At 65.3% G+C, this 26,835-nt stretch carries 22 protein-coding genes; 10 read left to right on the top strand and 12 right to left on the bottom strand.

The window, feature by feature from the left end:
- The first annotated feature begins 52 nt into the window (after positions 1-52).
- The 7 genes from ACREXZ_RS12265 to ACREXZ_RS12295 all read left to right on the top strand — a co-directional run bounded on the left by ACREXZ_RS12265 (position 53) and on the right by ACREXZ_RS12295 (position 10,346).
- Positions 53-2,002 (top strand): ABC transporter permease, encoded by a 1,950-nt coding sequence (locus ACREXZ_RS12265; RefSeq protein WP_431764343.1) that lies wholly within the window; start codon positions 53-55, stop codon positions 2,000-2,002.
- The gene (locus ACREXZ_RS12270) at positions 1,999-2,784 is read left to right on the top strand and encodes an ABC transporter ATP-binding protein (protein ID WP_431764344.1); all 786 of its coding nucleotides are present in this window, start codon (positions 1,999-2,001) and stop codon (positions 2,782-2,784) included. Before ACREXZ_RS12265 ends, ACREXZ_RS12270 begins: the two co-directional genes overlap by 4 nt.
- A gap of 5 nt (positions 2,785-2,789) precedes the next feature.
- The gene (locus ACREXZ_RS12275; RefSeq protein WP_431764492.1) at positions 2,790-3,521 is read left to right on the top strand and encodes an ABC transporter ATP-binding protein; all 732 of its coding nucleotides are present in this window, start codon (positions 2,790-2,792) and stop codon (positions 3,519-3,521) included.
- Between the two features lie 40 nt (positions 3,522-3,561).
- Entirely contained in the window at positions 3,562-4,761 is a 1,200-nt protein-coding gene (locus tag ACREXZ_RS12280) for an amidohydrolase family protein (protein ID WP_431764345.1), read from the top strand.
- A gap of 34 nt (positions 4,762-4,795) precedes the next feature.
- Complete coding sequence (locus ACREXZ_RS12285; protein WP_431764346.1) at positions 4,796-5,329, top strand: (2Fe-2S)-binding protein; 534 nt, start codon at positions 4,796-4,798, stop codon at positions 5,327-5,329.
- On the top strand, positions 5,326-8,970 hold the full coding sequence (locus ACREXZ_RS12290) for a molybdopterin cofactor-binding domain-containing protein (protein WP_431764347.1): 3,645 nt from the start codon (positions 5,326-5,328) through the stop codon (positions 8,968-8,970). The genes ACREXZ_RS12285 and ACREXZ_RS12290 overlap by 4 nt, the downstream gene beginning before the upstream one ends.
- A gap of 167 nt (positions 8,971-9,137) precedes the next feature.
- Positions 9,138-10,346, top strand: coding sequence for an ABC transporter substrate-binding protein (locus ACREXZ_RS12295; RefSeq protein ID WP_431764348.1), 1,209 nt, complete (start codon positions 9,138-9,140; stop codon positions 10,344-10,346).
- 72 nt (positions 10,347-10,418) lie between these two features.
- Here the strand turns inward: ACREXZ_RS12295 and ACREXZ_RS12300 are convergent, their stop codons facing one another.
- The gene (locus tag ACREXZ_RS12300; RefSeq protein WP_431764349.1) at positions 10,419-10,670 is read right to left on the bottom strand and encodes a hypothetical protein; all 252 of its coding nucleotides are present in this window, start codon (positions 10,668-10,670) and stop codon (positions 10,419-10,421) included.
- Positions 10,671-10,788: 118 nt separating this feature from the next.
- The gene (locus ACREXZ_RS12305; RefSeq protein ID WP_431764350.1) at positions 10,789-12,117 is read right to left on the bottom strand and encodes an aspartate aminotransferase family protein; all 1,329 of its coding nucleotides are present in this window, start codon (positions 12,115-12,117) and stop codon (positions 10,789-10,791) included.
- A gap of 162 nt (positions 12,118-12,279) precedes the next feature.
- Between ACREXZ_RS12305 and ACREXZ_RS12310 the strand changes: the two genes are divergently transcribed.
- A complete protein-coding gene (locus ACREXZ_RS12310) occupies positions 12,280-13,689 on the top strand; it encodes a PLP-dependent aminotransferase family protein (protein WP_431764351.1) in 1,410 nt (469 codons plus the stop codon).
- A gap of 28 nt (positions 13,690-13,717) precedes the next feature.
- Here ACREXZ_RS12310 and ACREXZ_RS12315 read toward each other — a convergent pair whose 3' ends face one another.
- On the bottom strand, positions 13,718-14,332 hold the full coding sequence (locus ACREXZ_RS12315; RefSeq protein ID WP_431764493.1) for a LysE family translocator: 615 nt from the start codon (positions 14,330-14,332) through the stop codon (positions 13,718-13,720).
- Between the two features lie 231 nt (positions 14,333-14,563).
- Here ACREXZ_RS12315 and ACREXZ_RS12320 point away from each other — a divergent pair, with 231 nt between their 5' ends.
- A complete protein-coding gene (locus ACREXZ_RS12320) occupies positions 14,564-14,908 on the top strand; it encodes a cupin domain-containing protein (protein WP_431764352.1) in 345 nt (114 codons plus the stop codon).
- Between the two features lie 204 nt (positions 14,909-15,112).
- On the opposite strand, the gene ACREXZ_RS12325 is transcribed toward ACREXZ_RS12320, so the two are convergent.
- Positions 15,113-15,706, bottom strand: a complete 594-nt coding sequence (locus ACREXZ_RS12325; protein WP_431764353.1) for a dihydrofolate reductase family protein — start codon at positions 15,704-15,706, stop codon at positions 15,113-15,115.
- A 153-nt stretch (positions 15,707-15,859) separates the two neighbouring features.
- Positions 15,860-16,909 carry a cupin domain-containing protein gene (locus ACREXZ_RS12330; RefSeq protein ID WP_431764354.1) on the bottom strand — a complete coding sequence of 350 codons (1,050 nt, stop codon included), beginning with the start codon at positions 16,907-16,909 and terminating at the stop codon, positions 15,860-15,862.
- A 132-nt stretch (positions 16,910-17,041) separates the two neighbouring features.
- Between ACREXZ_RS12330 and ACREXZ_RS12335 the strand changes: the two genes are divergently transcribed.
- Positions 17,042-18,280 (top strand): MFS transporter, encoded by a 1,239-nt coding sequence (locus ACREXZ_RS12335; protein WP_431764355.1) that lies wholly within the window; start codon positions 17,042-17,044, stop codon positions 18,278-18,280.
- A gap of 251 nt (positions 18,281-18,531) precedes the next feature.
- Here the strand turns inward: ACREXZ_RS12335 and ACREXZ_RS12340 are convergent, their stop codons facing one another.
- The 7 genes from ACREXZ_RS12340 to tssK all read right to left on the bottom strand — a co-directional run bounded on the left by ACREXZ_RS12340 (position 18,532) and on the right by tssK (position 26,822).
- A complete protein-coding gene (locus tag ACREXZ_RS12340) occupies positions 18,532-18,936 on the bottom strand; it encodes a DUF1801 domain-containing protein (RefSeq protein WP_431764356.1) in 405 nt (134 codons plus the stop codon).
- A gap of 93 nt (positions 18,937-19,029) precedes the next feature.
- Complete coding sequence (gene tssE / locus ACREXZ_RS12345; protein WP_431764357.1) at positions 19,030-19,509, bottom strand: type VI secretion system baseplate subunit TssE; 480 nt, start codon at positions 19,507-19,509, stop codon at positions 19,030-19,032.
- Positions 19,510-19,519: 10 nt separating this feature from the next.
- Positions 19,520-22,267: a type VI secretion system ATPase TssH gene (gene tssH, locus ACREXZ_RS12350; protein WP_431764358.1), complete on the bottom strand. Its 2,748-nt coding sequence runs from the start codon at positions 22,265-22,267 to the stop codon at positions 19,520-19,522.
- A 134-nt stretch (positions 22,268-22,401) separates the two neighbouring features.
- The gene (locus tag ACREXZ_RS12355; RefSeq protein WP_431764359.1) at positions 22,402-22,887 is read right to left on the bottom strand and encodes an Hcp family type VI secretion system effector; all 486 of its coding nucleotides are present in this window, start codon (positions 22,885-22,887) and stop codon (positions 22,402-22,404) included.
- Between the two features lie 121 nt (positions 22,888-23,008).
- Complete coding sequence (locus tag ACREXZ_RS12360) at positions 23,009-24,721, bottom strand: OmpA family protein (protein WP_431764360.1); 1,713 nt, start codon at positions 24,719-24,721, stop codon at positions 23,009-23,011.
- Positions 24,722-24,735: 14 nt separating this feature from the next.
- Positions 24,736-25,479 (bottom strand): DotU family type IV/VI secretion system protein, encoded by a 744-nt coding sequence (locus ACREXZ_RS12365; RefSeq protein WP_431764361.1) that lies wholly within the window; start codon positions 25,477-25,479, stop codon positions 24,736-24,738.
- Complete coding sequence (gene tssK / locus ACREXZ_RS12370) at positions 25,476-26,822, bottom strand: type VI secretion system baseplate subunit TssK (RefSeq protein ID WP_431764362.1); 1,347 nt, start codon at positions 26,820-26,822, stop codon at positions 25,476-25,478. Before tssK ends, ACREXZ_RS12365 begins: the two co-directional genes overlap by 4 nt.
- Between the last annotated feature and the right edge of the window lie 13 nt (positions 26,823-26,835).

The following is a 26,835-nucleotide window of genomic DNA, read 5'->3' on the forward strand; positions in this document are numbered from 1 at the left end:
CGCCCCGTAGTATCGATGGACCCGTGCGACGTCCGGGCAAGCTGAGGACCCGATGCTTTCGAATCTGCTGGTACAACTCGTCAACGGACTCGCCGACGCGTCTGCGCTTTTTCTCGTCGCCGCGGGCCTGTCGCTGATTTTCGGCGTGACGCGCATCGTCAACTTCGCGCATGGCTCGTTCTACATGATCGGCGTCTACGTTGCGTACACGCTGACGAGCCGTTTCGGCGCGACGTTCGGCGGGTTCTGGCTGTCGGTGCTCGGTGCCGCGCTCGCGGTCGCGGTGCTCGGCGCGCTCGTCGAATTCGTCGTGCTGCGGCGGATCTATCAGGCACCTGAGCTGTTCCATCTGCTGGCGACATTTGCACTCGTATTGATCTTTCGCGACGCGACGCTCTGGTTGTGGGGCCCTGAAGACCTCTTCGGTCCGCGCGCGCCGCATCTGTCGGGCTCCGTCCAGTTGCTCGGTCACGCGCTGCCTACCTACGACATCGCGCTGATCGTGATCGGCCCGGTCGTGTTGTTGTTGCTCTGGTATGCACTCACGCGCACGCGCTGGGGCACGCTGGTGCGTGCCGCGACGCAGGACCGCGAGATGCTCGGCGCACTCGGTATCAACCAGGCATGGCTCTTCACCGGCGTGTTCTTCGCGGGCGCGTTTCTCGCGGGGCTCGGCGGCGCGCTGCAGGTGCCGAGGATTTCAGCGAACCTGTCGCTCGATCTCGACACGATCGGCAATGCATTCGTGGTCGTCGTCGTGGGCGGGATGGGGTCGATTCCGGGCGCGTTCGTTGCGGCGCTGCTGATCGCGGAGATCAAGGCGCTGTGCATCGGCATCGGCCATGTATCGATCTTTGGCCTCGATCTGTCGTTGAGCCGCTTCACGCTGGTCGCCGAATTCGTCGTGATGGCGGTGGTACTCGTCGTGCGGCCGTGGGGACTGCTCGGCCGCGCGAGCGCGGCGGTGCGTGCGATGGCCGCGCCGGAAGCGCCGCTGCGTCCCGCGGGCAAACGGCTGCGCTGGCTTGCGGCGCTCGTCCTTGCGGTGCTTGCGCTCGCGCCGCTCGCGGCCAACGCGTTTCCATACATGCCGGTGCTGCTCGTCGAAATCCTGATCGCGGTGCTGTTCGCGGCGAGCCTGCATTTCATCATGGGCCCGGGCGGCATGCATTCGTTTGGCCATGCCGCGTATTTCGGGCTCGGCGCCTATGGCGCCGCGCTGTTCCTCAAGGTGCTCGCGCTGCCGATGGAAGCGGCGCTACTGCTCGGTCCGTTGCTCGCAGCTGGCGGCGCGCTTGTGTTTGGCTGGTTCTGCGTCCGGCTGTCGGGTGTCTATCTCGCGATGCTGACGCTCGCGTTCGCGCAGATCGTCTGGTCGGTCGTGTTCCAGTGGGACGATGTGACGGGTGGCAGCAACGGGCTGCTTGGACTGTGGCCGTCGAACTGGCTGTCGTCGCCAGTCGCGTACTACTACCTGACGCTCGTCTGCGCGGCGATCGGGGTGTGGCTGCTACGGCGAATGCTGTTCTCGCCGCTCGGCTACGCGATGCGCGCGTCGCGTGATTCGGTGCTGCGTGCGGAAGCGATCGGCATCGACGTGAAGCGCGTGCAATGGGCCGCATTCGTCGTCGCGTCGCTGTTCTGCGGGCTCGCCGGTTCGCTGTACGCGTTTTCGAAGGGGACGATCTCGCCGGAGGTGATCAGCGTGAGCCGGTCGGTCGACGGCCTCGTGATGGTGCTGCTCGGCGGGCTGCAGACGCTGACCGGTCCTGTCGTCGGTGCCGCGGTGTTCACGTGGCTGCAGGACACCGTCGCGCGCCAGACCGATTACTGGCAGGCGCTGCTCGGCGCCGCGATCCTGCTGCTCGTGATCGCGTTTCCGCAGGGGATCGTCGGCTTCGTGCGCGAGCGCTTTGGTGAGCGCTTCGGCGCTAGCGACGATGCTGATACAAAGAACGCCGCTGCGCATACGCAACCCGCTGCGATGAAGGAGGGGCTATGAGCCTGCTGTGCGTCGCGGGGTTGTCGAAATCGTTCGGCGGACTGACCGCGGTCGACGATGTGAGTTTCGATCTCGCCGCCGGTCAATTGCTTGCGCTGCTCGGGCCGAACGGCGCGGGTAAGTCGACCTGCTTCAACATGGTCAACGGGCAACTGCGTCCGTCGGCGGGCTCGATCCAGCTCGACGGCCACGAGCTGGTCGGCATGCGGCCGCGCGACATCTGGCGGCTCGGCGTCGGCCGCACGTTCCAGATCGCTGCGACGTTCAACTCGATGACGGTGCTCGAAAACGTGCAGATGGCGCTGGTGTCGCGTGAACGCAAGCTGTTCGGTCTGTGGAAACCGGCGGCATCGTGGCTCGCGGACGAAGCGCTCGAACTGCTCGAACAGGTCGGCATGGCCGCGGACGCGCATCGCTCATGCGGCGTGCTCGCGTACGGGGACGTTAAGCGTGTCGAGCTCGCGATTGCGCTCGCGAACCGTCCGAAGCTGCTGCTGATGGACGAGCCTACCGCGGGTATGGCACCTCAGGAACGCAACGCGCTGATGGCACTGACCAAACGCCTCGTCATCGAGCGCAACATCGGCGTGCTGTTCACCGAGCACAGCATGGACGTCGTGTTCGCGTACGCCGACAAGATGATCGTGCTCGCGCGCGGCAAGCTGATCGCCGAGGGCGATGCCGAATCGATCCGCAACGACGTGCGCGTGCAGGAGGTGTACTTCGGCACGGGCAAGACGTTCCAGCCGCATGCGCCGCTGGCATCGGGAGCGCTGCAATGAGCACCATGACCGCAATAGCCGCAACCACCGAGCCGCTGCTGAAAGTGTCCGGTCTCAACGCGTTCTACGGCCGCGCGCACATCCTGTTCGACGTGAACCTCGAAGTCGGGCGTGGCGAAGTGGTCGCGCTGATGGGCCGCAATGGCGCCGGCAAGTCGACGACGATGAAGGCCGTGATGGGTCTGCTGCCGCGCCGCGAAGGACACGTGACGTTTCGCGGTGCCGACATCGGCGCGTTTCCGCCGTATCGCATCGCGCGGATGGGCATGGGTTTCGTGCCCGAAGACCGGCGCGTATTCTCCGATCTCACTGTGCTGGAAAACCTCGACACGGGCCGTCAGCCGCCGCGCGACGGCGCGCCGCAATGGACCCCCGACAAACTGTTTCGCCTGTTTCCGAATCTCGGCGAAATGCCGAGGCGCCCCGGCGGCCAGATGAGCGGCGGCGAGCAGCAGATGCTCACCGTGTCGCGCACGCTGATGGGCAATCCGTACCTCGTGCTGCTCGACGAACCGTCGGAAGGCGTCGCGCCGGTGATCGTCGAACAGATGGCGAACATGATTCTCGAACTGAAGCGCGAGGGGCTGTCGATCCTGCTGTCCGAACAGAACCTGCACTTCGCCGAGCTGGTAAGCGACCGCGCGTACGTGCTCGAAAAAGGGCAGATCCGCTTCGGCGGCACGATCGGCGAACTCGCGCGGAACGAAACGGTCAGGCGCGCGTATCTCAGTGTCTGAATGAGCGTCTGACCCAGGCGACTGTTCAAAGGAGAGACAGATGGCGGTAGAAACGTTGGCAGGCACATCGGGCAAGGTCGTCGTGAAGCATATCGGGCTGCTGCTGTCCGGCGACATCGACAACCCCGTGCTCGACGCGGACACGCTCGTGATCGACGACGGCACGATCGTCGCGGTCGGCAAGGAGAAGGACTGCGACACCGAAGGCGCACGCACGACGATCGACTGCAAGGGCACGACGGTCGCGCCCGGGCTGATCGATTCGCACGTGCACCCGGTGTTCGGCGACTGGACGCCGCGGCAAAACCAGATGGGCTGGATCGAATCGAATCTGAACGGCGGCGTGACGACGATGATCTCCGCCGGCGAAGTGCATCTGCCCGGCCGTCCAAAGGATATTGTTGGTCTGAAGGCGCTCGCGATCACCGCGCAGCGTTCGTTCGAAGGGATGCGTGGCGCGGGCGTCGGCGGCGGTGTGAAGGTGCTGGCCGGCGCGCCGGTGATCGAGAAGGGCATGGTCGAAGCCGACTTCAAGGAACTCGCCGACGCGGGTGTGAAGCTGCTCGGCGAAGTCGGGCTCGGCAGCGTGAAGGCCGGCGAGGAAGCGGCGCAGATGGTCGCGTGGGCGCGCAAGTACGGGATCCAGAGCACGATTCACACCGGCGGCCCGTCGATTCCCGGCTCGGGGCTGATCGATCGCGACGTCGTGCTCGAAGCCGACGCCGACGTGATCGGCCACATCAACGGCGGGCACACGTCGCTGTCGTACCGGCACGTGTGCGATCTGTGCGAGCAGTCCACCCGCGCGCTCGAAATCGTCCACAACGGCAACGAACGCATCGCGCTGCTGACCGCGCGCCACGCGATCGAACTGAAGTGCCCGCATCGCATCATCCTCGGCACCGACAGCCCGGCCGGCTCCGGCGTGCAGCCGCTCGGCATTCTGCGGATGATCGCGCTGATCGCGAGCCTCGCCGACATACCCACCGAAATCGCGTTCTGCTTCGCGACCGGCAACACGGCACGGCAGCGCAATCTGCGGCAGGGGCTGATCGAAACGGGCCGTCCCGCGGACCTCGTGTTTATGGATCGCGCGCAGCACACGGCCGCCGATACGCTGCTCGAAAGCGTGGAGCTTGGCGACATTCCGGGCGTCGGCATGGTGATGATCGACGGGTTGATCCGCTGTCGCCGTAGCCGCAACACGCCGCCCGCGACCGAAGTACCGGTCGTGCTTTAACGCACCGCGTGCCCCGCGCCATGCGTCCGCTCCGATGAACCCCACCGTGCCCCTGACGCTCGACGTGAACGGCGCGACGCACAGGCTCGCCGTCGATCCCGATACGCCGCTGCTGTACCTGCTGCGTAACGACCTCGCGCTGAACGGTCCGAAGTTCGGCTGCGGACTCGGCGAGTGCGGTGCGTGCACGGTGTTGCTCGACGGCATGCCGACGCGTTCGTGCGTCACGACCGCGCGGGTCGCGCAGGGCCGCGCGATCGTCACGCTCGAAGGGCTCGGGACGCGCGCGGCGCCGCATCCGGTGCAACAGGCATTCATCGACGAGGATGCCGCGCAGTGCGGCTACTGTCTGAACGGCATGATCATGACCGTGAAGGCGCTGCTCGATCGCGATCCGCATCCGAGCGACCAGACGATCCGTCGCGAGCTGTCGCGCAATCTGTGTCGCTGCGGGACGCATGTCGAGATCCTGCGGGCGGTGCAGCGTGCCATTCAGTTGCTCGCGGATGGGGGGCTAACGGAGGTGCAGCCGCCTGAAGTCGAAAACGCGACCGGAGGCCGCTCATGACCGGCCCCGACTTCAGCATGTCGCGCGGGCCGAAGCAGCCAGACGCGCAGGGCGCACGTCGCCTCGACCTCGATTCGAACGTGCTCATCGTCACGCGGATGCCGCAGGCGCCCGTGAAGCCCGCGCTAGGTCAGCCGGGCTCGCGTTCGTCGTATGTGCCGACCGTCGCCGAACGGTTCGTCGCCGTGTGCGGCGACGGCAGCGTCGTCGCGTTCAATGGACACGTCGATCTCGGCACCGGCATCGGCACCGCGCTCGCGCAGATCGTCGCCGAAGAACTCGATGTGCCGCTGACGCGCGTATCGATCGTGCTTGGTCACACCAGCGACGTACCGAACCAGGGGCCGACGATCGCGAGCGCGACGATCCAGATTTCCGCGGTGCCGCTGCGTGCGGCCGCCGCGCAGGCGCGCCGTTATCTGGTCTCGGAAGCGGCCGCCCATTTCGCGTGCGATGCCGCAGCGCTCGACGTGCGCGACGGCATCGTGTACCCGCGCGACGCGACGCCGGCACAGGGCATCGGTTACGGCGAGCTGATCGCGGGGCGGCGCATCGAACTGCCGCTCGTGCTCGATACGCCGGTGAAAGCGCCAGAGGACTACCGCATCGTCGGACGTCGTGCGCCGCGCATCGACATTCCCGCGAAGGCCGTCGGCGAACCGGCGTTCGTGCACGACGTGCGCGTGCCGGGCATGCTGCATGGACGCGTCGTGCGGCCGCCGTACGCGGGTGTCGCGCAGGGCGACTTCATCGGGCATTCGTTGTTGCGGGTCGACGAGGCGTCGATCGCGCATCTGCCGGGGATCGTGAAGGTGGTCGTGATCCGCGATTTCGTCGGCGTGGTCGCCGAGCGCGAAGAGATCGCGCAGCAGGCCGCAAGACATCTCGACGTGCGCTGGAAAGACGATGCGCACGATGCGCTGCCGCCGCTCGACACGAGCGAAGCGGTCGAGGCCGCACTGCGCGCGAATCCATCGACGCGGCGCGATCTGGTGATCGAAGGCGACGTCGACGCGGCGCTCGCGCAGACCGGGCAAACGCTCGAACGCACTTACGTGTGGCCGTTCCAGATGCATGCGTCGATCGGGCCGTCGTGCGCGGTCGCGGACTATCGCGACGACGCATTGACGGTCTGGTCCGGTACGCAGAACCCGCATTCGCTGCGCGCCGATCTCGCGCTGTTGCTCGCCATCGACGAAGCGCGCATCGACATCGTGCGCAAGGACGCATCCGGGTGTTACGGGCGCAACTGCGCGGACGACGTCGCCGCCGATGCTGCGCTGCTGTCGCGCGCGGTCGGGCAGCCGGTGCGCGTGCAGCTGTCGCGCGAGGACGAGCATGCGTGGGAGCCGAAGGGCGCCGCGCAGCTGATGGACGTGCGCGGCGCGCTCGACAAGGACGGGCAACTGGCCGGCTATGACTTCGCGACGCGCTATCCGTCGAACGACGCGCCGACGCTTGCACTGCTGCTGACCGGCGCGATCTCGCCGCAGCCTCAGGTGTTCGAAATGGGCGACCGCACCGCGGTGCCGCCGTACGATTACCGCAGCCTGCGAATCGTCTGCGACGACATGCCGCCGATCGTGCGCGCGTCGTGGCTGCGTGGCGTGTCGGCATTGCCGAATACGTTCGCGCACGAATCGTTCATCGACGAACTGGCCGGGCAGGCGGGCGTCGATCCGGTCGAATTCCGGCTGCGGCATCTGACCGATCCGCGTGCGATCGATCTGGTGAAGGCCGTCGCGGAGAAGGCGGAATGGACGCCGCGCGAGGCTACGCAGAACGATGAGAGCGTGGACGAGGCAGCACCTGCTGACATCCTGCGCGGCCGCGGCTTCGCGTACGCGCGCTACGTGCACAGCAAGTTTCCCGGCTTCGGCGCCGCGTGGTCCGCGTGGGTCGCCGACGTCGAGGTGAACCGGCGCAGCGGCGAGCTGGCGGTGACGCGCGTCGTGGTCGGCCAGGACACGGGCACGATGGTGAACCCGGATGGCGTGCGTCACCAGATTCACGGCAACGTGATCCAGGCGACGAGCCGCGCACTGAAGGAGCGCGTGACGTTCGGCGACAACGCGGTGACGAGCCAGGAGTGGGGCGCGTATCCGATCCTCACGTTCCGCGAAGTGCCGGTGATCGACGTCGTGATGATGCCGCGCCACGGCGAGCCGCCGATGGGCGCTGGCGAATCGGCGTCGCTGCCGGGCGCGGCAGCGATCGCGAACGCGCTGTTCGATGCGACCGGCGTGCGCTTTCGCCGGCCGCCGTTTACGCCCGACGTGATCCGCGCCGCGCTCGCCGACGCGCAGGCCGACGAAGCGAAAGCACGTCGCCGCAAACGCTGGCGTTTCGGTTTTCTCGGCGCGCTTGCGGCGGGCGCCGCTGGCTGGCTCGGCGCGTGGTCGATTGCGCCCGCGCCGATTGCCCCGATCGCGCCGCCGCTCGCGAGCTCATTCGCGCCCGACCTGATCGCGCGCGGCAAGCTGCTCGCGGCGGCCGGCGACTGCGCCGTGTGTCACACCGCCACCCGCGGCGTGCCGAACGCGGGCGGCCGGCCGCTCGAGACGCCGTTCGGGATCATCTACAGCACGAACATCACGCCGGATTCGCAGACCGGCATCGGCAACTGGTCGCTCGAAGCGTTCACGCGCGCGATGCGCAACGGCATCCATCGCGATGGACGGCACCTGTACCCCGCGTTTCCGTACACGGCGTTCCAGAACGTCTCCGACGACGACATGAAGGCGCTGTACGCGTACCTGATGGCGCAGACGCCGGTGCGCGCGCGGCCGCCGCAGACGTCGCTTGCGTTTCCGTTCAGCGTGCGTCCGCTGATGGCCGCGTGGAACGGCCTGTTTCTGCGCCGCACGGCGGTCGCACCCGAGCCTGCGCAAAGCGCGCAATGGAACCGCGGCGCGTATCTCGTGAACGGACTCGGTCACTGCAGCGCGTGCCATTCGCCGCGTAATGCGTTCGGTGCGGAGCGGACCGGCGCTGCGTTCCTCGGCGGTGGCGAAGCGGACGGCTGGCACGCGCCGGCGCTGACGTCGCTGTCGGATGCACCGGTGCCGTGGACCGAAGACGAACTGTTCAGCTATCTGCGCTTCGGCCACGCGCCGCTGCACGGCGTCGCGGCCGGGCCGATGGCACCGGTCGTCAGCGAACTGGCCGGGTTGCCCGACAGCGACGTTCGCGCGATGGCGACCTACCTCGCGTCGTTCAACCCCGCGGAGCCGAACGCGAATCCGCATGCGCTCGCGCAGGAATACGAACAGGCGGCGGGCAGCCGCGTCGCGGTCGAGATGTCGACCGGCGTCGGCGCACGGCTCTTCGACGGCGCGTGCGCCGCGTGCCATCACGCTGGCAGCGGCCCGCAGCTGTTCGGCGCGCATCCGTCGCTTGCGCTCAACACGAATGTGCATAGCGCCGCGCCCGACAATCTGATCCGCGTGATCCTCGACGGCATCGGCTCGCCTGCGCGTCCCGAACTCGGTACGATGCCGGCGTACCGCGACAGTTTCAACGATGCGCAGATCGCCGAACTTGTGTCGTATATGCGCGGCCAGTTCGCGGGTGGCAAGCCCGCGTGGCAGAACATCGAGGCGAGCGTCGCGCGGATTCGTGCGGTGCCGCGCGCGGATTGAGCGCAGGGTTTGTCGTTGCACCAGATGCCGCGCCTGCTGTTACGGTCGCATTCGCCGTCGCGCCTGCCGGTGCATCCGTAACCGTACCGCTCACCGCGCGAGCCGCCGTTCCGTTTTTGCAGTTCGTACCTCGCCTTCCCGCAATTCTTTCGATAACGGAGAAAACCATGACCACGCGCGCACGATGGATGACCCGCCTGACTATCTCGTTGACGCTGACACTAGCCGCCACGTGCGCGCTCGCGCAGCAGACGATCAAGATCGGCGAAATCAACAGCTACAAGGCACAGCCCGCCTTTCTCGGGCCGTACAAGAATGGCTGGAATCTGGCGCTCGACCAGGTGAACGCGGCGGGTGGCGTGCTCGGCAAACCACTCGAAGTCGTGTCGCGTGACGACAACGGCAATCCGGGTGACACGATCCGCGTCGCGCAGGAACTGATCGCGCGCGAGCAGGTGCAGTTGCTGTTCGGCGGCTTCCTGTCGAACACCGGCCTCGCGTTGACCGACTTCGCGAAGCAGCGCCGCATTTTCTTCCTCGCTGCCGAGCCGCTGACCGACAAGATCGTCTGGGCCGACGGCAACAAATACACATACCGTCTGCGGCCTTCGACGTACATGCAGGTCGCGATGCTCGTGCCCGAGGCGGCGAAGCTGAAGAAGCAGCGCTGGGCGCTCGTGTATCCGAACTACGAGTACGGGCAGTCGGCGGTCGCGACGTTCAAGCGGCTGCTAAAGGCCGCGCAGCCCGACGTGCAGTTCGTCTCCGAACAGGCGACGCCGCTCGGCAATCTCGACGCCGGCGCCGTGACGCAAGCGCTCGCCGACGCGAAGCCCGACGCGATCTTCAACGTGCTGTTCGGCGCGGACCTCGGCAAGTTCGTTCGCGAAGGCAACACGCGCGGTCTGTTCAAGGACCGCAGTGTCGTGTCGCTGCTGACCGGCGAGCCCGACTATCTCGATCCGCTAGGTGCTGAGGCGCCGACCGGCTGGATCGTCACGGGCTACCCGTGGTATTCGATCGACACGCCGGCGAACAAGACCTTCGTCGATGCGTATCGCGCGAAGTATCACGACTATCCGCGGCTCGGGTCGGTGGTGGGTTATTCGGCGCTGATGTCGATTGCCGACGGGATCAAGAAGGCCGGCTCGACCGATCCTGACAAGCTGGCTGCGGCGTTCAAGGGGCTCGGCGTGAACACGCCGTTCGGTCCGATCGTGTACCGCGCGCAGGACAACCAGTCGACGATGGGCGCGTATGTCGGCGTGACCGGCGTGAAGGACGGCAAGGGGCTGATGACGTCGTTCCGTTATATCGACGGCGCGAGCGTGCAGCCGTCGGATGAGGAAGTGAAGAAGCTGCGTCCGGCGGAGTGAGCGGGCGGAGACAGTACACGTAGTACTGCACGCGGCGTGCGTGACGCCGCGTGCATTCAATCTTTTGATTCGTCACTCCTCCGCATCGTGCTCGGCGACGAAGCGTCGCAGATACGCGAGCACGGCTGCTTCCGCCGCGCGATGATCGGCGACGCCCTTCGAGCCCGCGTTCTCCTCGTCGCCGAACAGCGACGGCGGTGCATCGTGGACGTCCACCTCGTACCCTTCGCGATAGAGGCGGATCTCGTGCAGGCCCTCCGCGTACTCGGCGATCCAGTGAATCCCTTCGATATGGGCGCCCACCCTGATTGACGGTGCTTTCATGCGGCGTCTCCCGAGTCTCCCGATTGCGCCGGACAATGCGCCGGCCGGTTCCGTCACGATACGCCGTCGACGCGGCCGATGCACGCGGGGCACGGGTGCCCCGCCGCATTTGCCCGCGTTACTGTACCGTCGCGAGCACCTCGCGCACGGTGCCGAAGATGCGCGCGATCTGTTCTTCATTGACGATCAGCGGCGGCGAGAACGCGAGGATGTCGCCGGTGAAGCGGACCAGCACGCCTGCCTCGAAGCACTTCACGAACGCTTCGTACGCGCGTGCGCCCGGTGCGCCGTCGCGCGATTCGAGCTCGATGCCCGCGATGAGACCGAGGTTGCGGACGTCCTTCACGTGCTTCGCGTCGCGCAATGCGTGCGCGGCGTTTTCGAACGCGGGGGCTTTCGCGGAGGCACGTGCGAACAGGTCCTCGCGGCGATACAGGTCGAGCGTCGCGACCGCGGCGGCGGCCGCGGCCGGGTGCGCCGAATACGTGTAGCCGTGGAACAGCTCGATTGCGCCTGGCGCACCGCCGTTCACGACCGTGTCGTAGATCGTGCGACTCGCGGCCACCGCGCCCATCGGGATCGCGGCGTTGTTGATCGCCTTCGCCATTGTGAGCAGGTCGGGCGTCACGCCGAAATACTCGCTCGCCGTCGCCTTGCCGAGACGGCCGAAACCGGTGATCACTTCGTCGAAAATCAGCAGGATGCCGTGCTTCGTGCAGATGTCGCGCAGGCGCTGCAGATAGCCCTGCGGCGGAATCAGCACGCCGGTCGAACCGGCGACCGGCTCGACGATCACTGCGGCGATCGTCGATGCGTCGTGCAGCGTGACGAGGCGCTCGAGTTCGTCCGCGAGATGCGCGCCCCACGCGGGCTGGCCCTTCGAAAACGCGTTGTGTTCGAGGTTGTGCGTGTGCGGCAGATGATCGACCGACGGCAGCAGCGCGCCCGAGAACGTCTTGCGGTTCGGCGCAATGCCGCCGACCGAAATTCCGCCGAAGCCCACGCCGTGATAGCCGCGCTCGCGGCCGATCAGCCGGGTGCGCTGGCCTTCGCCGCGTGCACGGTGGTACGCGAGCGCGATCTTCAGTGCGGTATCGACCGATTCGGAACCCGAGTTCGTGAAGAAGATGCGATCGAGGCCCGCGGGCATCAGCTCCGCGACTTTCGACGCCGCTTCGAACGCGAGCGGATGGCCCATCTGGAAGGTCGGCGCGAAGTCGAGCGTCGAGAGTTGCTGCGTGATCGCGGCGACGATTTCGTCGCGGCTGTGGCCCGCGTTCACGCACCACAGACCGGCGCAGCCGTCGAGCACCTCGCGACCTTCGGTCGTGCGGTAGTACATGCCCTTCGCCGATTCCAGCAGGCGCGGCGCGGCCTTGAACTGGCGGTTGGCGGTGAACGGCATCCAGAACGACGACAGATCGTCGATGACGGGGCGCGAAGTCATGAAAATTCTCCTCGAGTTGATCCCCCAAGGAGACGTCCTTCGGGGCGTTGCGCAACTGTAGCGTCCGGGGTTAAATGGCGGACATAAACAGTTCACTCATTGTGCTGCTGACTGTGCTGGCGAAACCACGTGAACTGTGCTGCTCAATCGACTTATTTCGCCATGATGGAACTTGAACTGGATCGCGACCGCCGTACCGCACCGACGCTCGTCGAGCAACTGGTGCAGGGCTTCGCGCACGCGATCGACGCGCACACGCTGCGCGCGGGCGCGTTGCTGCCGTCGGTGCGGCAGCTGGCGCAGCACCACCGGCTGAGCACGTTCACCGTTACCGAAGCATACAACCGTCTCGTTTCGATGGGCCTTGTGGTCGCGCGTCGCGGCTCCGGCTATCGGGTGGCGCCGCGCGACACGCCGCGTGCGAGCGCGGGGCAATGGCAGGACTGGCAGCCGCCGAGCCTGACCGCGACGTGGCTGCTGTCCGACGTATTCGCCGACCGCTCGGTGCCGATCAAGGCGGGCGGCGGCTGGCTGCCGAACGAATGGGTCAACGAGACCGGCTTGCAGCATGCGCTGCGCGCGTTGAGCCGCGTGCCTGCGGCGCGTCTCGGCGACTATGGGCAGCCGTATGGTTTCGTGCCGCTGCGCGAGCGGATTGCCGAACAGCTCGACCGTCGCGGACTGCCGGTCGACGTTGCAAACGTCCTGCTCACGCAGGGCGCGACCCAGGGGCTCGACCTGATCGTCCGGACACTTCTGCGAGCCGGCGATGCAGTGATCGTCGAAGACCCGGGCTACTGCAATCTGCTGCAGATCCTGAAGCTCGCCGGACTGAACGTGCACGGCGTACCGCGCACGCCATCCGGCATCGATACCGACGTGCTCGAAACGCTGGTCGCCGCGCATCGGCCGAAGGCGATCTTCGTCAACACGACGCTGCAGAATCCGACCGGCGCGACCTTCAACATGGCCGCGGCGTTTCGTCTGCTGCAGGTGGCCGAGCGGCACCGGATGTGGGTGATCGAGGACGACGTGAGCCGCGAACTCGCCCCGCCGGGCGCACCGCTGTTCGCCGCGCTCGAAGGTCTGCAGCGCGTGTTGTACGTGGGCGGTTTCTCGAAGACCGTGACGCCCGCACTGCGCTGCGGCTACGTCGTCGCCGAGCGTGATGTGCTGCGCGAACTCGCGCGGACGAAGATGGCGGTGGGACTCACGTCGTCGGAGGCGATCGAGCGGATGGTCGACAAGGTGATGCTCGAAGGGCGCTACGCGCGCCATGTCGATGCGGTGAACGAGCGGCTGAAGGCCGCGCATCTCGCCGTCGAGGCGCGGCTCGATGCGCTCGGGCTCGAGGTGTTTCACCGGCCGCGCGCGGGGCTGTTTCTGTGGGCGCGGTTGCCGGTCGAACCCGAGCGGGCCGCCGATATCGCGACCGCCGCGCTCGCCGATGGCATCTGGCTCGCGCCGGGCTCCTACTTCCGTCCCGACGATGCGCCGAGCGCGTGGTTTCGTTTCAACGCACCGTACTCGACCGACGACGCGTTGTGGCGTTTCATCGAGCGGATTCGCTAGCGGGCGGGTTAGTTGAGTTGCTGCTCGCTCAGGCCAGCAGTCGCTGCGCAACCGGATACAGCGTTGCAATGAGCAGCGACGCCATCACGAGATTGAACGCGCGCAGCCACAATGGCTTCGCGAGCAGACGTCGCATTGCTGTGCCGAACGCGGCCCACAGGCAGATGCACGGGAGCCCGATCACGTAGAACAGCACGGCCATCAGTGTCGCGTTGAGGCCGTAGTCGGCGCTCAGATGAATGGTCGTCGCGGCCGTCAGCACCATCATCCATGCCTTCGGATTGATCCACTGAAACGCGATCGCTTCGTGAAAGCGCATCGGGCGGCGGTTGCCCTTGCGTACCTGCATTTCGCCTGACGTCGCGATCTTCCACGCGAGATACAGCAGATAGACCACGCTTGCGGTTTCCAGCACCGTGTACAGCAGCGGCCAGCGGTGAAACGCTTCGCCGAGACCGAAGCCGACCGCGAGCATCAGCAGGACGACGCCCGCGCTGATGCCGAGAATGTGCGGCAGCGTGCGGCGAAAACCGAAGTTGACGCCGGACGCGAGCAGCATCGTGTTGTTCGGTCCGGGTGTGATCGTGGTGACGAGCGCGAACAGGATGCCGGCGGGCAGCGCGCTCAGGGTTTCGATGGACAGCATGAAAAGGCTCCAGTGAGAGTCGTTGCATGCAGTCTAACGGGGTTGGCCTGTACAGTACCGGTACGATTCTGGGGATGATATCCGGTACGGATTCTGGGCAGACGGTGTGTGGTCCGTCCGGTGGTTTTCTGTCTTGTTGTAGCTGACCTGTCCTGCACAGCGAAGCCTTCGCTAGAATCGTGCGCTGTTTTGTTGTTTCGCTGTTTCCGTCCCCACACGGAGAATCACATGACTGCCGCTACATCTGATCTGCTTCACCTCGACGAAGCCGCCGCCGCGCTCAGGCTGGCCAGGTTGCCGGAACCGTTCGCCGTTCTGTTCGAACGCGGTGACATATCCGTCGAACTGTTCGCGCCGCGCGGCGTCGATACACAGACGCCTCACACGCGCGACGAGCTATACATCGTTTCTTCAGGATCGGGCACGTTCCGTCGCGGCGACGAGACGTGCGAGTTTCATGCGGGCGATCTGCTGTTCGTGCCGGCCCACGTCGAGCATCGCTTCGAGCGCTTCACCGACGATTTCCGGACGTGGGTGATTTTCTTTGGTCCGGAAGGCGGCGTGCGGCTTTAGTTATTGCGTTTGCCGAGGTTCGCATTTCGCATCGTCACTTCAGAGTTCTTTGCACATTCTGCCGAGGGGCATGAAATGATCTGGCATGCATTCCGGTCCGAACGTCCGGGATGCATCCCTCGGAATGATGCTCTCATTCCTTTGCCCCGCACCGGTTATCCGCTGCGGGGTTTTCTTTTGCGTACTTCGCATGCATCGGTTGGTTCATGCCGCCGGCGCGTACCGGTTCACGACGATCCCGCTCGCGTAGCTGTCCGAGCGGATCAACCGAAGTTTCGTGCCGCGCCGCGTGTCGTGAAAGAGCGCATCGCCATCGCCGACCGCCGCCGGATTCACGAAGAACTGAAACTCGTCGACGAGTCCTTCGGCGATCAGCGCCGATACGAACCCGCTGCCGCCAAACGAGATGATGTCGCCGCCAGGCTGTTGCTTCAGTGCGTGAACGCCGGCTGCCAGACCGCCGTGAGCGATCGTCGTCCGTTCCCATTTCGATACGCTCAGCTTGTCCGTCAGGACGACCTTCGGGACGTCGACGATGCGCTGCGCGAATGCGTAGCTCGGGTCGGCCGGGAAACGCGTGGCGGCACGGCCCCAGTGATCCAGATAGCCTTCCTCGATCATCGGCCGGCTCAGCAGGATGGTGCCAATCGATTCGAAGATCCGGTTGAAGTCGCGTTTGAGCGCGTCGTCCCAGGTCCAGTCGTCGCCCCAGTTCCAGACTTGCCAGTCGAGCGATTCGTCGGCTGCACCGACGTAACCGTCTACCGACATTTGCATCTGTACGATCAGTTTTCTCATCGGAGTCTCCTATGTCGAACGGACTTAGCGCTTCAGCTGTCGACCAGAGTTCGCGTGTCGACCAGAGTTCGCGTGTCGACCAGAGTTGGCACTTTAGCGCTTACCCCGTTCCCATGCGAAGCGATCGAACGGCGGAAACGCGCTACCACCTGTCTACGCCGGCACCGCCTTGCCTTGTCCGCTCCGCGCAGTGGCCTGTGTGCGCATCGCGCCCGGCGAATGTCCGACCACTCGTTTGAACGCGCGGCTGAACGCCGCGAGCGAGCCGTATCCGAGACGATATGCGACGGTCTCGATCACCTCGCGATCATGCTCGATCCACCGCGCGGCGAGGCGCATGCGCAATTCGGTCAGGTAGCGGACCGGCGTCATGCCGGTTGCCGCGAGGAACCGCTCGGCGAACACGGAGCGCGAACTGCCCATCTCGGAAGCCAGCTCGGCGACGGTCCAGTTGCGGCCAGGATCGCGATGCAGCGCGACGATCGCCCGGCCGAGCCTGGGATCGCGCAATGCCTGCACCCAGCCCATCGCGTCGCCGCAACCGCACTCGACCCAGCCGCGCACGATGAACGCGGCCACGACGTCCGCGAGCCTGGCCAGGATGCCGGCATAGCCTGCGCGCTCGGTGCACGATTCGCGCTCCATCGCGTCGAGCATCGGCTGGATCTCCGGATATCGCTCCAGCAGCGTGCCGACATGCATCACCTCGGGCATCGACGTGACGAGCGGCTGCATGCTGCCGAGGTCGAACTCCATGCAGCCGCTGAAGATCAGCGCGTCGCCGGAAGGCGCGGGCGAGGTCAAGTTGTTCGTCTTGTCTTCTGCGCTGCTTGCCGTGGCCGACGCGGCCGACGTAGTGCAATGCTTCGCGTTCTCGACCGATGCGACCGCCTCGCAGATTTTCGCCATCTCGAACGTGGTGATCGCGCGGCTTGGGACGTCCGTTGAGGACAGCAGCTCGTGTGCGCCGCCGTGCGGCAGCAGCAGCGCGTCGCCGGTTTCGAGCGGGTACAGCGTACCGCTCGTACTGCGCAGCAGCACGGGTCCGCGCCCGACGAAGTGGAACTGCGCGCGGCCCGGCGCGTGGCCGAAGCTCACGCCGAATGGACGCGCGACCTGGATGCGCCGGTATTGAACGCCCAGCAGGCGCATGCCCAGCAGCAGTTCGCTGATCAGATCGTGAGCATCGGAAGGGGACGACATGTCGGTTACCCGTATGGTTCGGACGATGGATCAAGAATAGCGGATTTTATGTCATAGACCGTCTTGCCCTTGCCCCGTACTCTGTCGTTTCTCAGGAAATCCTGGAAATCGCTTCTTGGAACGGAACGAAGAATGAATACCCGCGATACCTGTATCACCACTGGCGACACGGTGTCGGCAACCCACGATGCGCCCGCCGATAAACCTTCAGACAAGCCCGCGTGGGGCGCCGTCTTTTCGATGACGCTCGGCGTGTTCGCGCTGGTCACAGCGGAATTCCTGCCCGCGAGCCTGCTGACGCCGATGGCGTCGAGCCTCGGCGTGACGGAGGGCGTCGCCGGCCAGGCGGTCACGGTCACGGCGGCGGTCGCGCTCGTGACGAGCCTCGTGATCGCCGCAGCTACGCGCAGCATCGACCGGCGGCGCGTGTTGCTGGCGTTCTCGGTGTTGCTGATCGCGTCGAATTTCCTCGTCGCGTTTGCATCGAATCTGCCCGCTATCCTGATCGGCCGCGTGCTGCTTGGCGTCGCGCTCGGCGGTTTCTGGACGATGTCCGCGGCAACCGCGATGCGGCTCGTCCCCGAAGCGATGGTGCCGCGCGCGCTGTCGATCATCTTCAGCGGCGTGTCCGTCGCGACGATTGCCGCGGCGCCGCTCGGCAGCTATTTCGGCAATCTGATCGGCTGGCGCAACGTGTTCCTGATTGCGGCGGCGCTCGGCGTGCTCGCGCTCGTCTGGCAGGCCGCGACCTTGCCGAAGATGGCGCCGAACGGGTTGACGCGCCTGCGTACGCTGATCGACGTGCTGATGCGTCCGACGGTCGGCCTCGGCATTCTCGGCACGATTCTCGTGTTCACCGGGCACTTCGCGTTCTTCACGTATCTGCGGCCGTTTCTGGAGGGCGTCGCGGGCGTCGGTGTGAATGGGCTGTCGGCAATTCTGCTTGGCTATGGCGTCGCGAACTTTGTCGGGACGTCGCTGGCGGCGCGGATGCTCGAGCGTAGTCTGCGGCTGACGCTGATCGTGATGCCGACCGCGATGGCCGCGATTGGCGTGGCACTTGTCGTGCTCGGCCGCGCGCCGATCGCGGATGCCGTATTGATCGCGCTATGGGGCATGGCATTCGGCGGCGTGCCGGTCGCGTGGTCGACGTGGGTGACGCGCACCGTCCCGGACGAAGCGGAGAGCGCCGGTGGTCTTATCGTCGCCGCAGTCCAGCTGGCGATCGCGACGGGCGCGGCGGTCGGTGGCGTCGTCTTCGATGCGAGCGGCGCGAAAGGGGTGTTCATGGGCGCCGTCGCGGCGCTGATCGTCGCGGTGTTCACGATTCTGTCCGGGGTGCCGGCCAGAGTCGCGGCTGTGGCGCGGTGAGGGTCTGTTGGGCGGGTGAGGTGGCGTCGCGTTGGGTGGTCCAGGCTTTGGGTTTCTTTGGGCGTCCGGCGGGTGTTCGTGCCAGGCGCTCGCGGTTGACGTGTGATTGATGCCTCGATTCGAGGCATCGATTCAGGCCTTGATCCGGGCGAGCGTTCTGGTGGGCTACTAACGTCGATTCGATCGTGGAATCGTGGAATCGTGGAGCGGCGGCTTTTCCTGACCCCTCTGGAAATACCCCGTTCCGTGAACTAGCGACGGGCCTTGGACCGGTTCAAGGCCACGGCGGCGCGAATGAGCGCCATCAATGCTTCGTCGTCGATGGTTTCGCCCTCGTGGACGTCGATCGCACGCCGGGTGTTCCCATCGAGGCTCGCGTTGAAGAGATTCGACGGATCCGCCAGCGATGCGCCCTTCGCGAAGGTCATCTTCACGGCGCTCTTGTAGGTTTCGCCCGTGCAGATTATTCCGTCGTGCGACCATACGGGAACCCCGCGCCATTTCAATTCCTCGACGACTTCCGGATCGGCTTCCTTGATGAGCGCACGGAGCCGGCCGAGCATCTCGCCCCGCCAGTCGTTCAGCTCCCTGATTTTCGCATCGATCAGTTGCGAAGCAGACTTGCCTGGCTGCGACGCGTTTTCGCTCTTCTCCATGTCTCCTTCCTCCAGGTTCTCCGCCGGTGCGAATCCATGTCCGCAGCGGAATGGTCGCTCAATCGTGCCGCGAACGTCTATCTATCGATCATTCTAACGATATGCACCCGGGAACTGAGGAACTGGGCGAATCGCATCGCCGCTCCGTGCGCGCCGTTGCTGTTCGCGGATGTCCACGCGCAGGCGGCCGGGCGGTTCGAAGTACGTGCCGAACCGCACGAGTCCCGCTTTTTTCAGATGGCAGATCATCACGTAGCTGATCTTGAGTCCGGGATCCGGCACGTCGTCGAGATCGATGTCGATTGCGCGGATGCGAGGCTCGTACCTGAGCAGCGTGAACTCCATCTGCTTCTTCAGCAGATGCGCGGACGCGGGCAGAGCCTGGTAGACGTTCGTCAGATCGGGCAGGCCGTAATCGGGCAGATGCTTCAACGAGCCTGCTCGCGTGTTGAGGACGCGCGCGATGTTCTGCTGGATGCTCAGGATTTCGAGCGTCCTGTCGTCGTAGGTGCCGAGCGGCACGCCGCCGATGTGCCCGAGCAGCATGTCATAGAGGGAAGGGCCAGCGGGCATGTGTCGCCTCCTAACCGGCGGTGGACTCAGGCGCCGCGGGGTCCCGTTCGTCCCGCGCATCGTCTTTATCGCGATGGATGTCGATGAAATCGATCGTCAGATTGCCGTCGTCCGTCGCCGATAGATGGATGCAGGACGGGATGCTGCCTCGACCGGTTTTGCTGGTCGCGGTCGATCCCATCCGTACCAGCAATTCGCGCGAGACAGCGGGCAGCACGTGCTGATTCAGAAGCGCGTCGACGTTGCGCGCGCCGGATTCGCGCAAGAGGCATCGCTGCGCCAGCGATACGGTCAATGCATCGTCAAAGATCAGATCGACTTCATATTGACGACACAGGCGTTCGGCGATTTTCATGATCTTGAGCCGCACGATCGATGCGAGCGCGTCGGCGTCGAGCGGCCGGTAGACGAGCGTCTGGAATCGTGCGAGCAGCGCCGGCTGGAAATGGGCGACGAGCGACGGATGAATCGCGTCGAGCAGCTCGCTTTGCGATGCGGCTGGATTCTCGCGGGTGGCGTCGTCGATTTGTTCGCTGCCGAGATTCGATGTCATCAGGATCACGCAGTGGCGAAAGTCGATCTCGCGTCCCTCGCCGTTGCGCATCGTGCCGCGATCGAAGACCTGATAGAACAGGTCGAGCACGTCACGGTGCGCTTTCTCGACTTCATCGAGCAGCACGACGCTATAGGGGCGCTGGCGCACGGCTTCTGTCAGTACGCCGCCGCGGCCATAGCCGACGTAACCCGGAGGCGACCCCTTCAACTGCGACACCGTGTGCGACTCCTGATACTCCGACATATTGATGACGGTCAACGCCGCCTCGCCACCGAACAATAGATCGGCCAGCGCGAGCGCCGTTTCCGTCTTGCCGACACCGGATGGACCGGCCAGCAGGAACACGCCGAGCGGCGCGCGCTCGTTCGTGAGCCCGACCTTCGCGGTACGCAGACTTTCCGCGAGCGCGGCGATCGCGTCATTTTGTGCGACGACGCGCGTCGTGAGAGTCTGCTCGAGGGTCAGCAAGCCGCGGCGTTCGTCGTCGACCAGATTGCCGACCGGCACGCCGGTCCACTCGGCGACGATACCCGCGATGGTCTGCGCGTCGACGTCGGCGGATATTAGCGGCGCGTGCCCCTGCGCGTCCGCAAGCGCACGGTGCGCAGCAACGAGCGCGGCGCCGGATGCATGCAGATCGGGGAACACTTCGCGCTGCGCATGCAGCGCATTGACCAGTTCGAGTTCACACTCGTATCGCGCCTGAAGATCGTCGAGTGCGGTTTGCGCGTCGGCCAATGTGCGCGCGAGGCTTTCGCGGCGTGCGTCGAGATCTTCGACGCCGGCTCGCGCATCGGCGTCGAGTGCCGCGCGCTCCGTTTGCAGCGCGACCACCGATGCCCGTGCCCGGTGCAATGCAGCCGGTGGCGACTCGAGTCCCATGCGCACGCGTGCGGCCGCCGTGTCGATCAGATCGACCGCCTTGTCGGGCAACTGACGCGCGGGGATATAGCGTCGCGACAGCTTTACCGCTGCGACGACCGCCTCGTCCCGAATGTGCACGTTGTGGTACACCGCATAGCGACTGACGAGGCCACGCAGCATCAGGCACGCGGCGGCATCGTCCGGTTCGTCGACCTTGATCGGCTGGAAGCGGCGTTCGAGCGCTGCGTCGCGCTCGAAATACTCCTTGTATTCCGACCATGTGGTGGCCGCGATCGTGCGCAACTCGCCGCGCGCGAGTGCGGGCTTCAGCAGGTTCGCCGCGTCAGCACCGCCGGCCGCATTGCCGGCACCGATCAACGTATGCGCTTCGTCGATGAAGAGCAGGATCGGCTCGGTCGACGACTGTACCTCGTCGATCACGTTCTTCAGCCGTTGCTCGAATTCACCCTTCACGCCAGCGCCTGCCTGCAGCAACCCGAGGTCGAGTGTGAGGATACGCACATCGCGAATCGCGTTCGGCACGTTGCCTTCCGCGATGCGCAGCGCGAGCCCTTCGACCAGTGCAGTCTTGCCGACGCCAGGATCGCCGACGAGGATCGGGTTGTTTTTGCGTCGCCGGGAAAGCACGTCGATTGTCTGCTGGATTTCACGCTCCCGGCCGAACACCGGATCGATCTCGCCACGCCGGGCTTTCGCGGTGAGGTCGATCGAGAAGCGCGCGAGCGCCGGATTGGTTTCCGGCGTGGTGACATTCGGGCCTGGCGCAGCACGATGCGTTGCGTCGCTCACAGCCGCGGCGGCCTGCTCGTCTGGCTGCGTGCTTTCGACCGAACGCCGATCGAGTTCGCGCATCGTCCGCTGGATCTGGGTTGAACTGATCGTCAGCAGCGGCCATGCATCGGTTGTGCGCAGAAGACCCGGCGTATCCGCGATGCCCTGCAGCAGGTTTGCCGAGCGGATCGCTCGTGGCGCATCGCTGGCGGATGCGTGCAGCCACGCGCTCTCGAGCAGATTCGCAAGCGACCGGGACAGTGCGGGCTTGCCGCGCAAATCGCGAGGGGCGCGGTCGATCGCTGCCAGCAACGCGTTCCACACGCCGTCGCCGTCAATAGCATAGCGATGCAGGATCGCAGGGATGTCTCCGTCGCCCGCTTCGATGAGCTTCAGCAGCCAGTGTTCGACGGAAATCTCGCCAGCGAGGCGCGCCTGACAGAGACTGGCGGCTGCCTCGAGCGCGCTCGCGCAATGTGGATTGAGCTTGCGAAGCAGGTAGGTGGAGTCCCACGGGGACTTCCTTCGGTCGTCGCGCAACGTCATGAGTTTACCGATGATAAGCCGGACGACAGCACCGGCGGCTTGCAAAAAGGCCGACCTGGAGCGCAGGCCGGCACAACAGAAACAGGATCGATCGGGCGGGGACGAACGCTGCCCCGGCACGACGGCTCAACCCGTCATGACCGCTCGTTCCACGTGTCCTTGTGAATGATGTTGCCGTCCTTGTACGACCACGAGATCGTCTCGTAGCGCAGCTCGACTTCTTCGATGTGGTTGTGCTTCTCGTAGTCGGGCACCTTGATGTCGAGCATCTTCGGACGCACTGCGACGATCTTCACGTTGTCGAGCTTCGTGTTGAAGTACTCCTTCTCCTTGCCGGCGTCATCGATCCTGTACCACTTGATCTCGACCGACTTGAGCGTCTGGCCGCTCGTCACGGCCTTGTACAGATAGGGCGTGGACGCGTCCGTATCTTTCGTCAGCGTGATCGGCTTGTGTACGCGCGTGCCGGTGAGCTTGCCGGTGTTGCCGTCGGTCGGGATGTGCACGCCGTGATCGAACGCGACGATCTCGACGCTGCCCTCGCGACCTTGCACCGTCACCGAACCCTTGATATCGGCGCCACCATCGTCCTTGAGCCACATATAGGCCGGAATTGCCATTGCTTTACTCCCTTCTGCTACTGCGATCGCTGCCCGGAGTAGGCCCCGAGCCCTGAAATCCCGAAGCGCTGGGCCTCGGGGGCTTGATCGTTATTAACCCGCGTTATTGACCCGCGATTCTTCAATCGCCTCGCGTGTCGGGTACGAGCGTGATCTCGACGCGCCGGTTTTTCGCGCGGCCGTCGGTAGTACTGTTGTCCGCGATCGGGCGCGTATCGCCGTAGCCCTGGATCGCGAACTGCGTTGCGGCGAGTCCCGACGCTTCGATCAGCCAGTCGCGCACCGCACCTGCACGCGCGATCGACAGCCTGAGATTGCGGTCCGGCTGGCCCACGTTGTCGGTGTAGCCCGCGACGAGAATGCGTTTGTCCGGATGGGCCTTGATCAACTCGAGCGCACCGACCATTGCGCGCGTCGAACCGGGCTTCAACTCCGAGCGGCCGCTGTCGAATAGCGACATGCTGTCGAGCGTTACAACCGAAGGCGGTGGAGGAGGCGCCCGATACGAAGCGATGGCGTGGTCGACTGTGGGCATCAGTGCAGATGCGCGGTACAGTCCGAACGACAGACGCAGCGGCACGCCGGTTCGCGCATAGCGATCGATCTGATCGCGATCGGCAACGAGCGTTTGCAACGCGTCGCGCCGCGCATCGTCATGGGCCGACGGAATCGCAAAGTACCGGCCAAGATCGGTACCGATACGCGAGAGCAGCGCCTGATTGTTTTTCGCGGCACCCCAGAACGCCAGTGCACAGGCGCAGGCGACGAGCGCGATCGCATGTGCGAAGCCGGCCACACGATGCGACGTCCACGGTTGCGCCGGCAGTGCCTCCACCAACGGCTGCGGCAACGGCCATGGCGTAGGTGAAGCCGCGACGACGGGCGGCGCGATTCCCGTCTGCTGCTCGACGTCGCGGGTCCATGACGTGTCCGGTCCACTGGCCGGCCCGCAGTCGATCCAGCCAGCACCGAACAGCATCCACGGCATCGTGGGTTGCCGGCGGTCGTTCAGAACGCCGAGCACGACGCGCTGCGTCCAGCCGGCGAGTGCGGCAAGGCAGGCAGCGTGGACAGCGGCGCGAGGATCGCCGTGTGCACGCTGGACCTCGAGTTCGACGGCCCGCAGCGGTGTTTCGAAACGCCGGGTGTTCGTGAGCGGGACGGCCGAGGAAATGCCGTGCCATGCGCTCCGCGACGCTCCGGCTGCATCGATATGGTGGATGTCGTGGACATGGTTGGCAAACCGCTGGTAGACAGCCACATACCCGGGGAGCCGGGTACCGACCATTCGTGACGCGTCGCCGACAGCCTGGCGTACGACGCGCAGCATCTGCGCCAGCGCGTCTTCGCTAGCGTGCAGCGCAGGCGCGATGGACAGCACGACACCATCCGGAGCACGTCCGTCACGCCATTGTTTGATCGACGCCGCGAGCCGCGGCAGGTCTTGCGGCCGATCGACACGCACCCAGATTGCTCCGTCGCCGATATGGGCGAAGTGCGTGCCGCTGTCGCCGCGATCGAAAAGTTGCGGTAGTGCGTCGCCCGTGAGCATGATGAGCGGGATCCGTGTGCGCAGGCTCACGGGCAGATCCACCGCTGTTGTGCAGAGCGCGGCGAGTATCTGTGCGCTCTGCTTGCAGACCCACGCGGCGCGACGGCTGCGCAACACGATCGCGACAATCGCGAAGGCCATGATGATCGACGCAAGCGTCCACTTGAGACCGTGTTCGACCGGCAGCACGAAGAACAGCAACGCGGTCGCGAGCATGGCCGCGAGAAGCGTGACGGTACGCAGCGGATAGCCGGGAGTGGTCAACGGAATGGCGTTCGACATGCGCGATTCGGGCATTACGGTCGGGCCGGCGGAGTTGATGACGACAGGTGTGCGAGCTGCGCGTCGAGCGCCTGGTTCCAGACCAGATAGACAAGCGCGGCCGTCACGCAGCAGACCGCTGCGATTGCCCACGGCGAGAGTCGATAGAACGTATCTGCCAGCCGTGTGGCACGGCGATCGGCGACGAACGTCCGGGGCTCCGCGGGGCGCAGTTTTTGCAACAGCGTGTCGAGCGATGCGATCAACGCTGCACGCTGTATTCGACCGTTATGTGTCCCGGCCGCGCCCGACGGATTTGCCGAGGGCGATGCGTAGCGGCCGGTGAAGCCGAGGCCGAGAATTGCCGCGTATGCTTCAAGTAGATCCGCATTCGGCGCGGCTTCGTGCATGCGCTCTGTCAAGCGCTCGAATACGCGCTCGCCCGCGTCGTGCTTGCCGTAGCGCTCGACCTGCAAAGGCTGCGCGTCCCACTCTGGTTTGTCGTCTATTGGCAAGGCTCGCAGGACCGCTTCGTCGAGCAACCCGCATTGCGCGTAGAGCGCGTCTTCCCGCACGTCTGCCGCGATGCCGCGTGCCTCGAGTGCCGTGGAAAATGTCGACATCAACTGCTCGCAACGCTGGCGTAGCGCAGCCACCGATTCGGTGCGGCTGCCCTGTGAAAGCATCGTGACGAGTAGTGCGGTATCGCGCAGCAGCGCTCGTATGCCGCTGCCCGGATGACGACGGTCCTCCGATCCGGTCTGAACGAACGGTTTCATGAGCGCAGCACCGCGTAGAGTTCGAGCGACGCCTCGGGCACCGTCGTCGGCAGATAGATCTGGCACGCCTGTGCGGCCAGCATGCGATCGAATGCCGGAGCGCTCGCGTCGAGCGCGAAGTAATGATTGTCGACACGCACTGGAACAGCCGCGGGCACCCGCTGCACTGCCCTGAGCGGAATACCGGCGAGGGCGGAATTGACGATATGTTCGACGTCGTCCGGCGCACCGATCTTGCACAGGCGAGGCAGACGCTCGACCAGTTCGAACGGCGTAAGCGCGGCATTGACCGACAGGTAGTAGTCGGCGCCCGCGCGCAGCCGTTCGTCGAGAAACTGGCCGCTCCAGGTGGTCGGACTCCTGCGTGTGAGTCCGATCGGTACGACGCGTGACGGAATGATCGCGTCGAGCAGATCGCGGATCAAGGTTTCGAGCGTCGCGAAGATTTCGTCTGCGCGTGCGTGCTCGTAGGACGGAATGTCGGTAAGCCGTGCACCGGTCGAGAAGGTCATCAACACGGCGGTCAGTTGCGCGAGCGTCGAATAAAGGCGCTCGGGCGGCTGGTTCGGGTGCGTGGCAAAGAGCCGCAACTGTGGCCAGTACGTATGAATGACGTGCAGCAGCCAGAATAGAGACACGTCCGCAACGCCGTAGTCGGCGACGTCGTCGATGCGCTCGCTTTTGCGTGTACTGAGTACGGTGCTTTTCGCCTGCAGGATGTCGGCGAGGCGGGAAACACGTTCGACGTGCAGCGCATGCGCGGCCAGAATCAGGCACGGCGGCACATAACGTCGATCGACCTCGAACAGGCCATTCGTTCCCCGTGTCAGCCGTGCGATCGCACAGAGAGTGTCGTCAGCACGGGACTCGAAATCGAACAGCAGGCGCACGGCGCGACGTTCCGCTGCGATCTCCGTTTCCCCGGTGCCGTTCAGATCTGCAACCTTGACGAACTCACGATACGAGCGCCGCGGCCGCGAAAGGGTCGTCTCGTCGAACCGGCAGTTATCGCCGGTGGCGTTCAGGAGCGGTAACGCCGCCAGCACGATCACGCTTTGCAGATCCGGTAGCCCCTCGGACAGATCGCGCGCAGGCGGCAACGTATCGCTGACCGATGTATCGACCGACGTGCCATCCGGAAAACGCAGCTTCAAGCTGGTCAGCTTGAGGCGCTGACTGGTGAGCGCTTCCTCGTCGATACCGACACCGCACGTCCCCCATGGCTCGGCGATCGCCGCCGCCGCGAATTGCCGATGTACGAAATCGGTCCATCGCTCCTGCTGCTGGAAATGCTGCTGACTGAGAATAAGACCGTCGTGCCAGAGCGGTTTATCGATCCGCATACGTGATATCTGC

The sequence above is a fragment of the Paraburkholderia sp. genome, assembly GCF_050742655.1.
Taxonomy (GTDB): domain Bacteria; phylum Pseudomonadota; class Gammaproteobacteria; order Burkholderiales; family Burkholderiaceae; genus Paraburkholderia.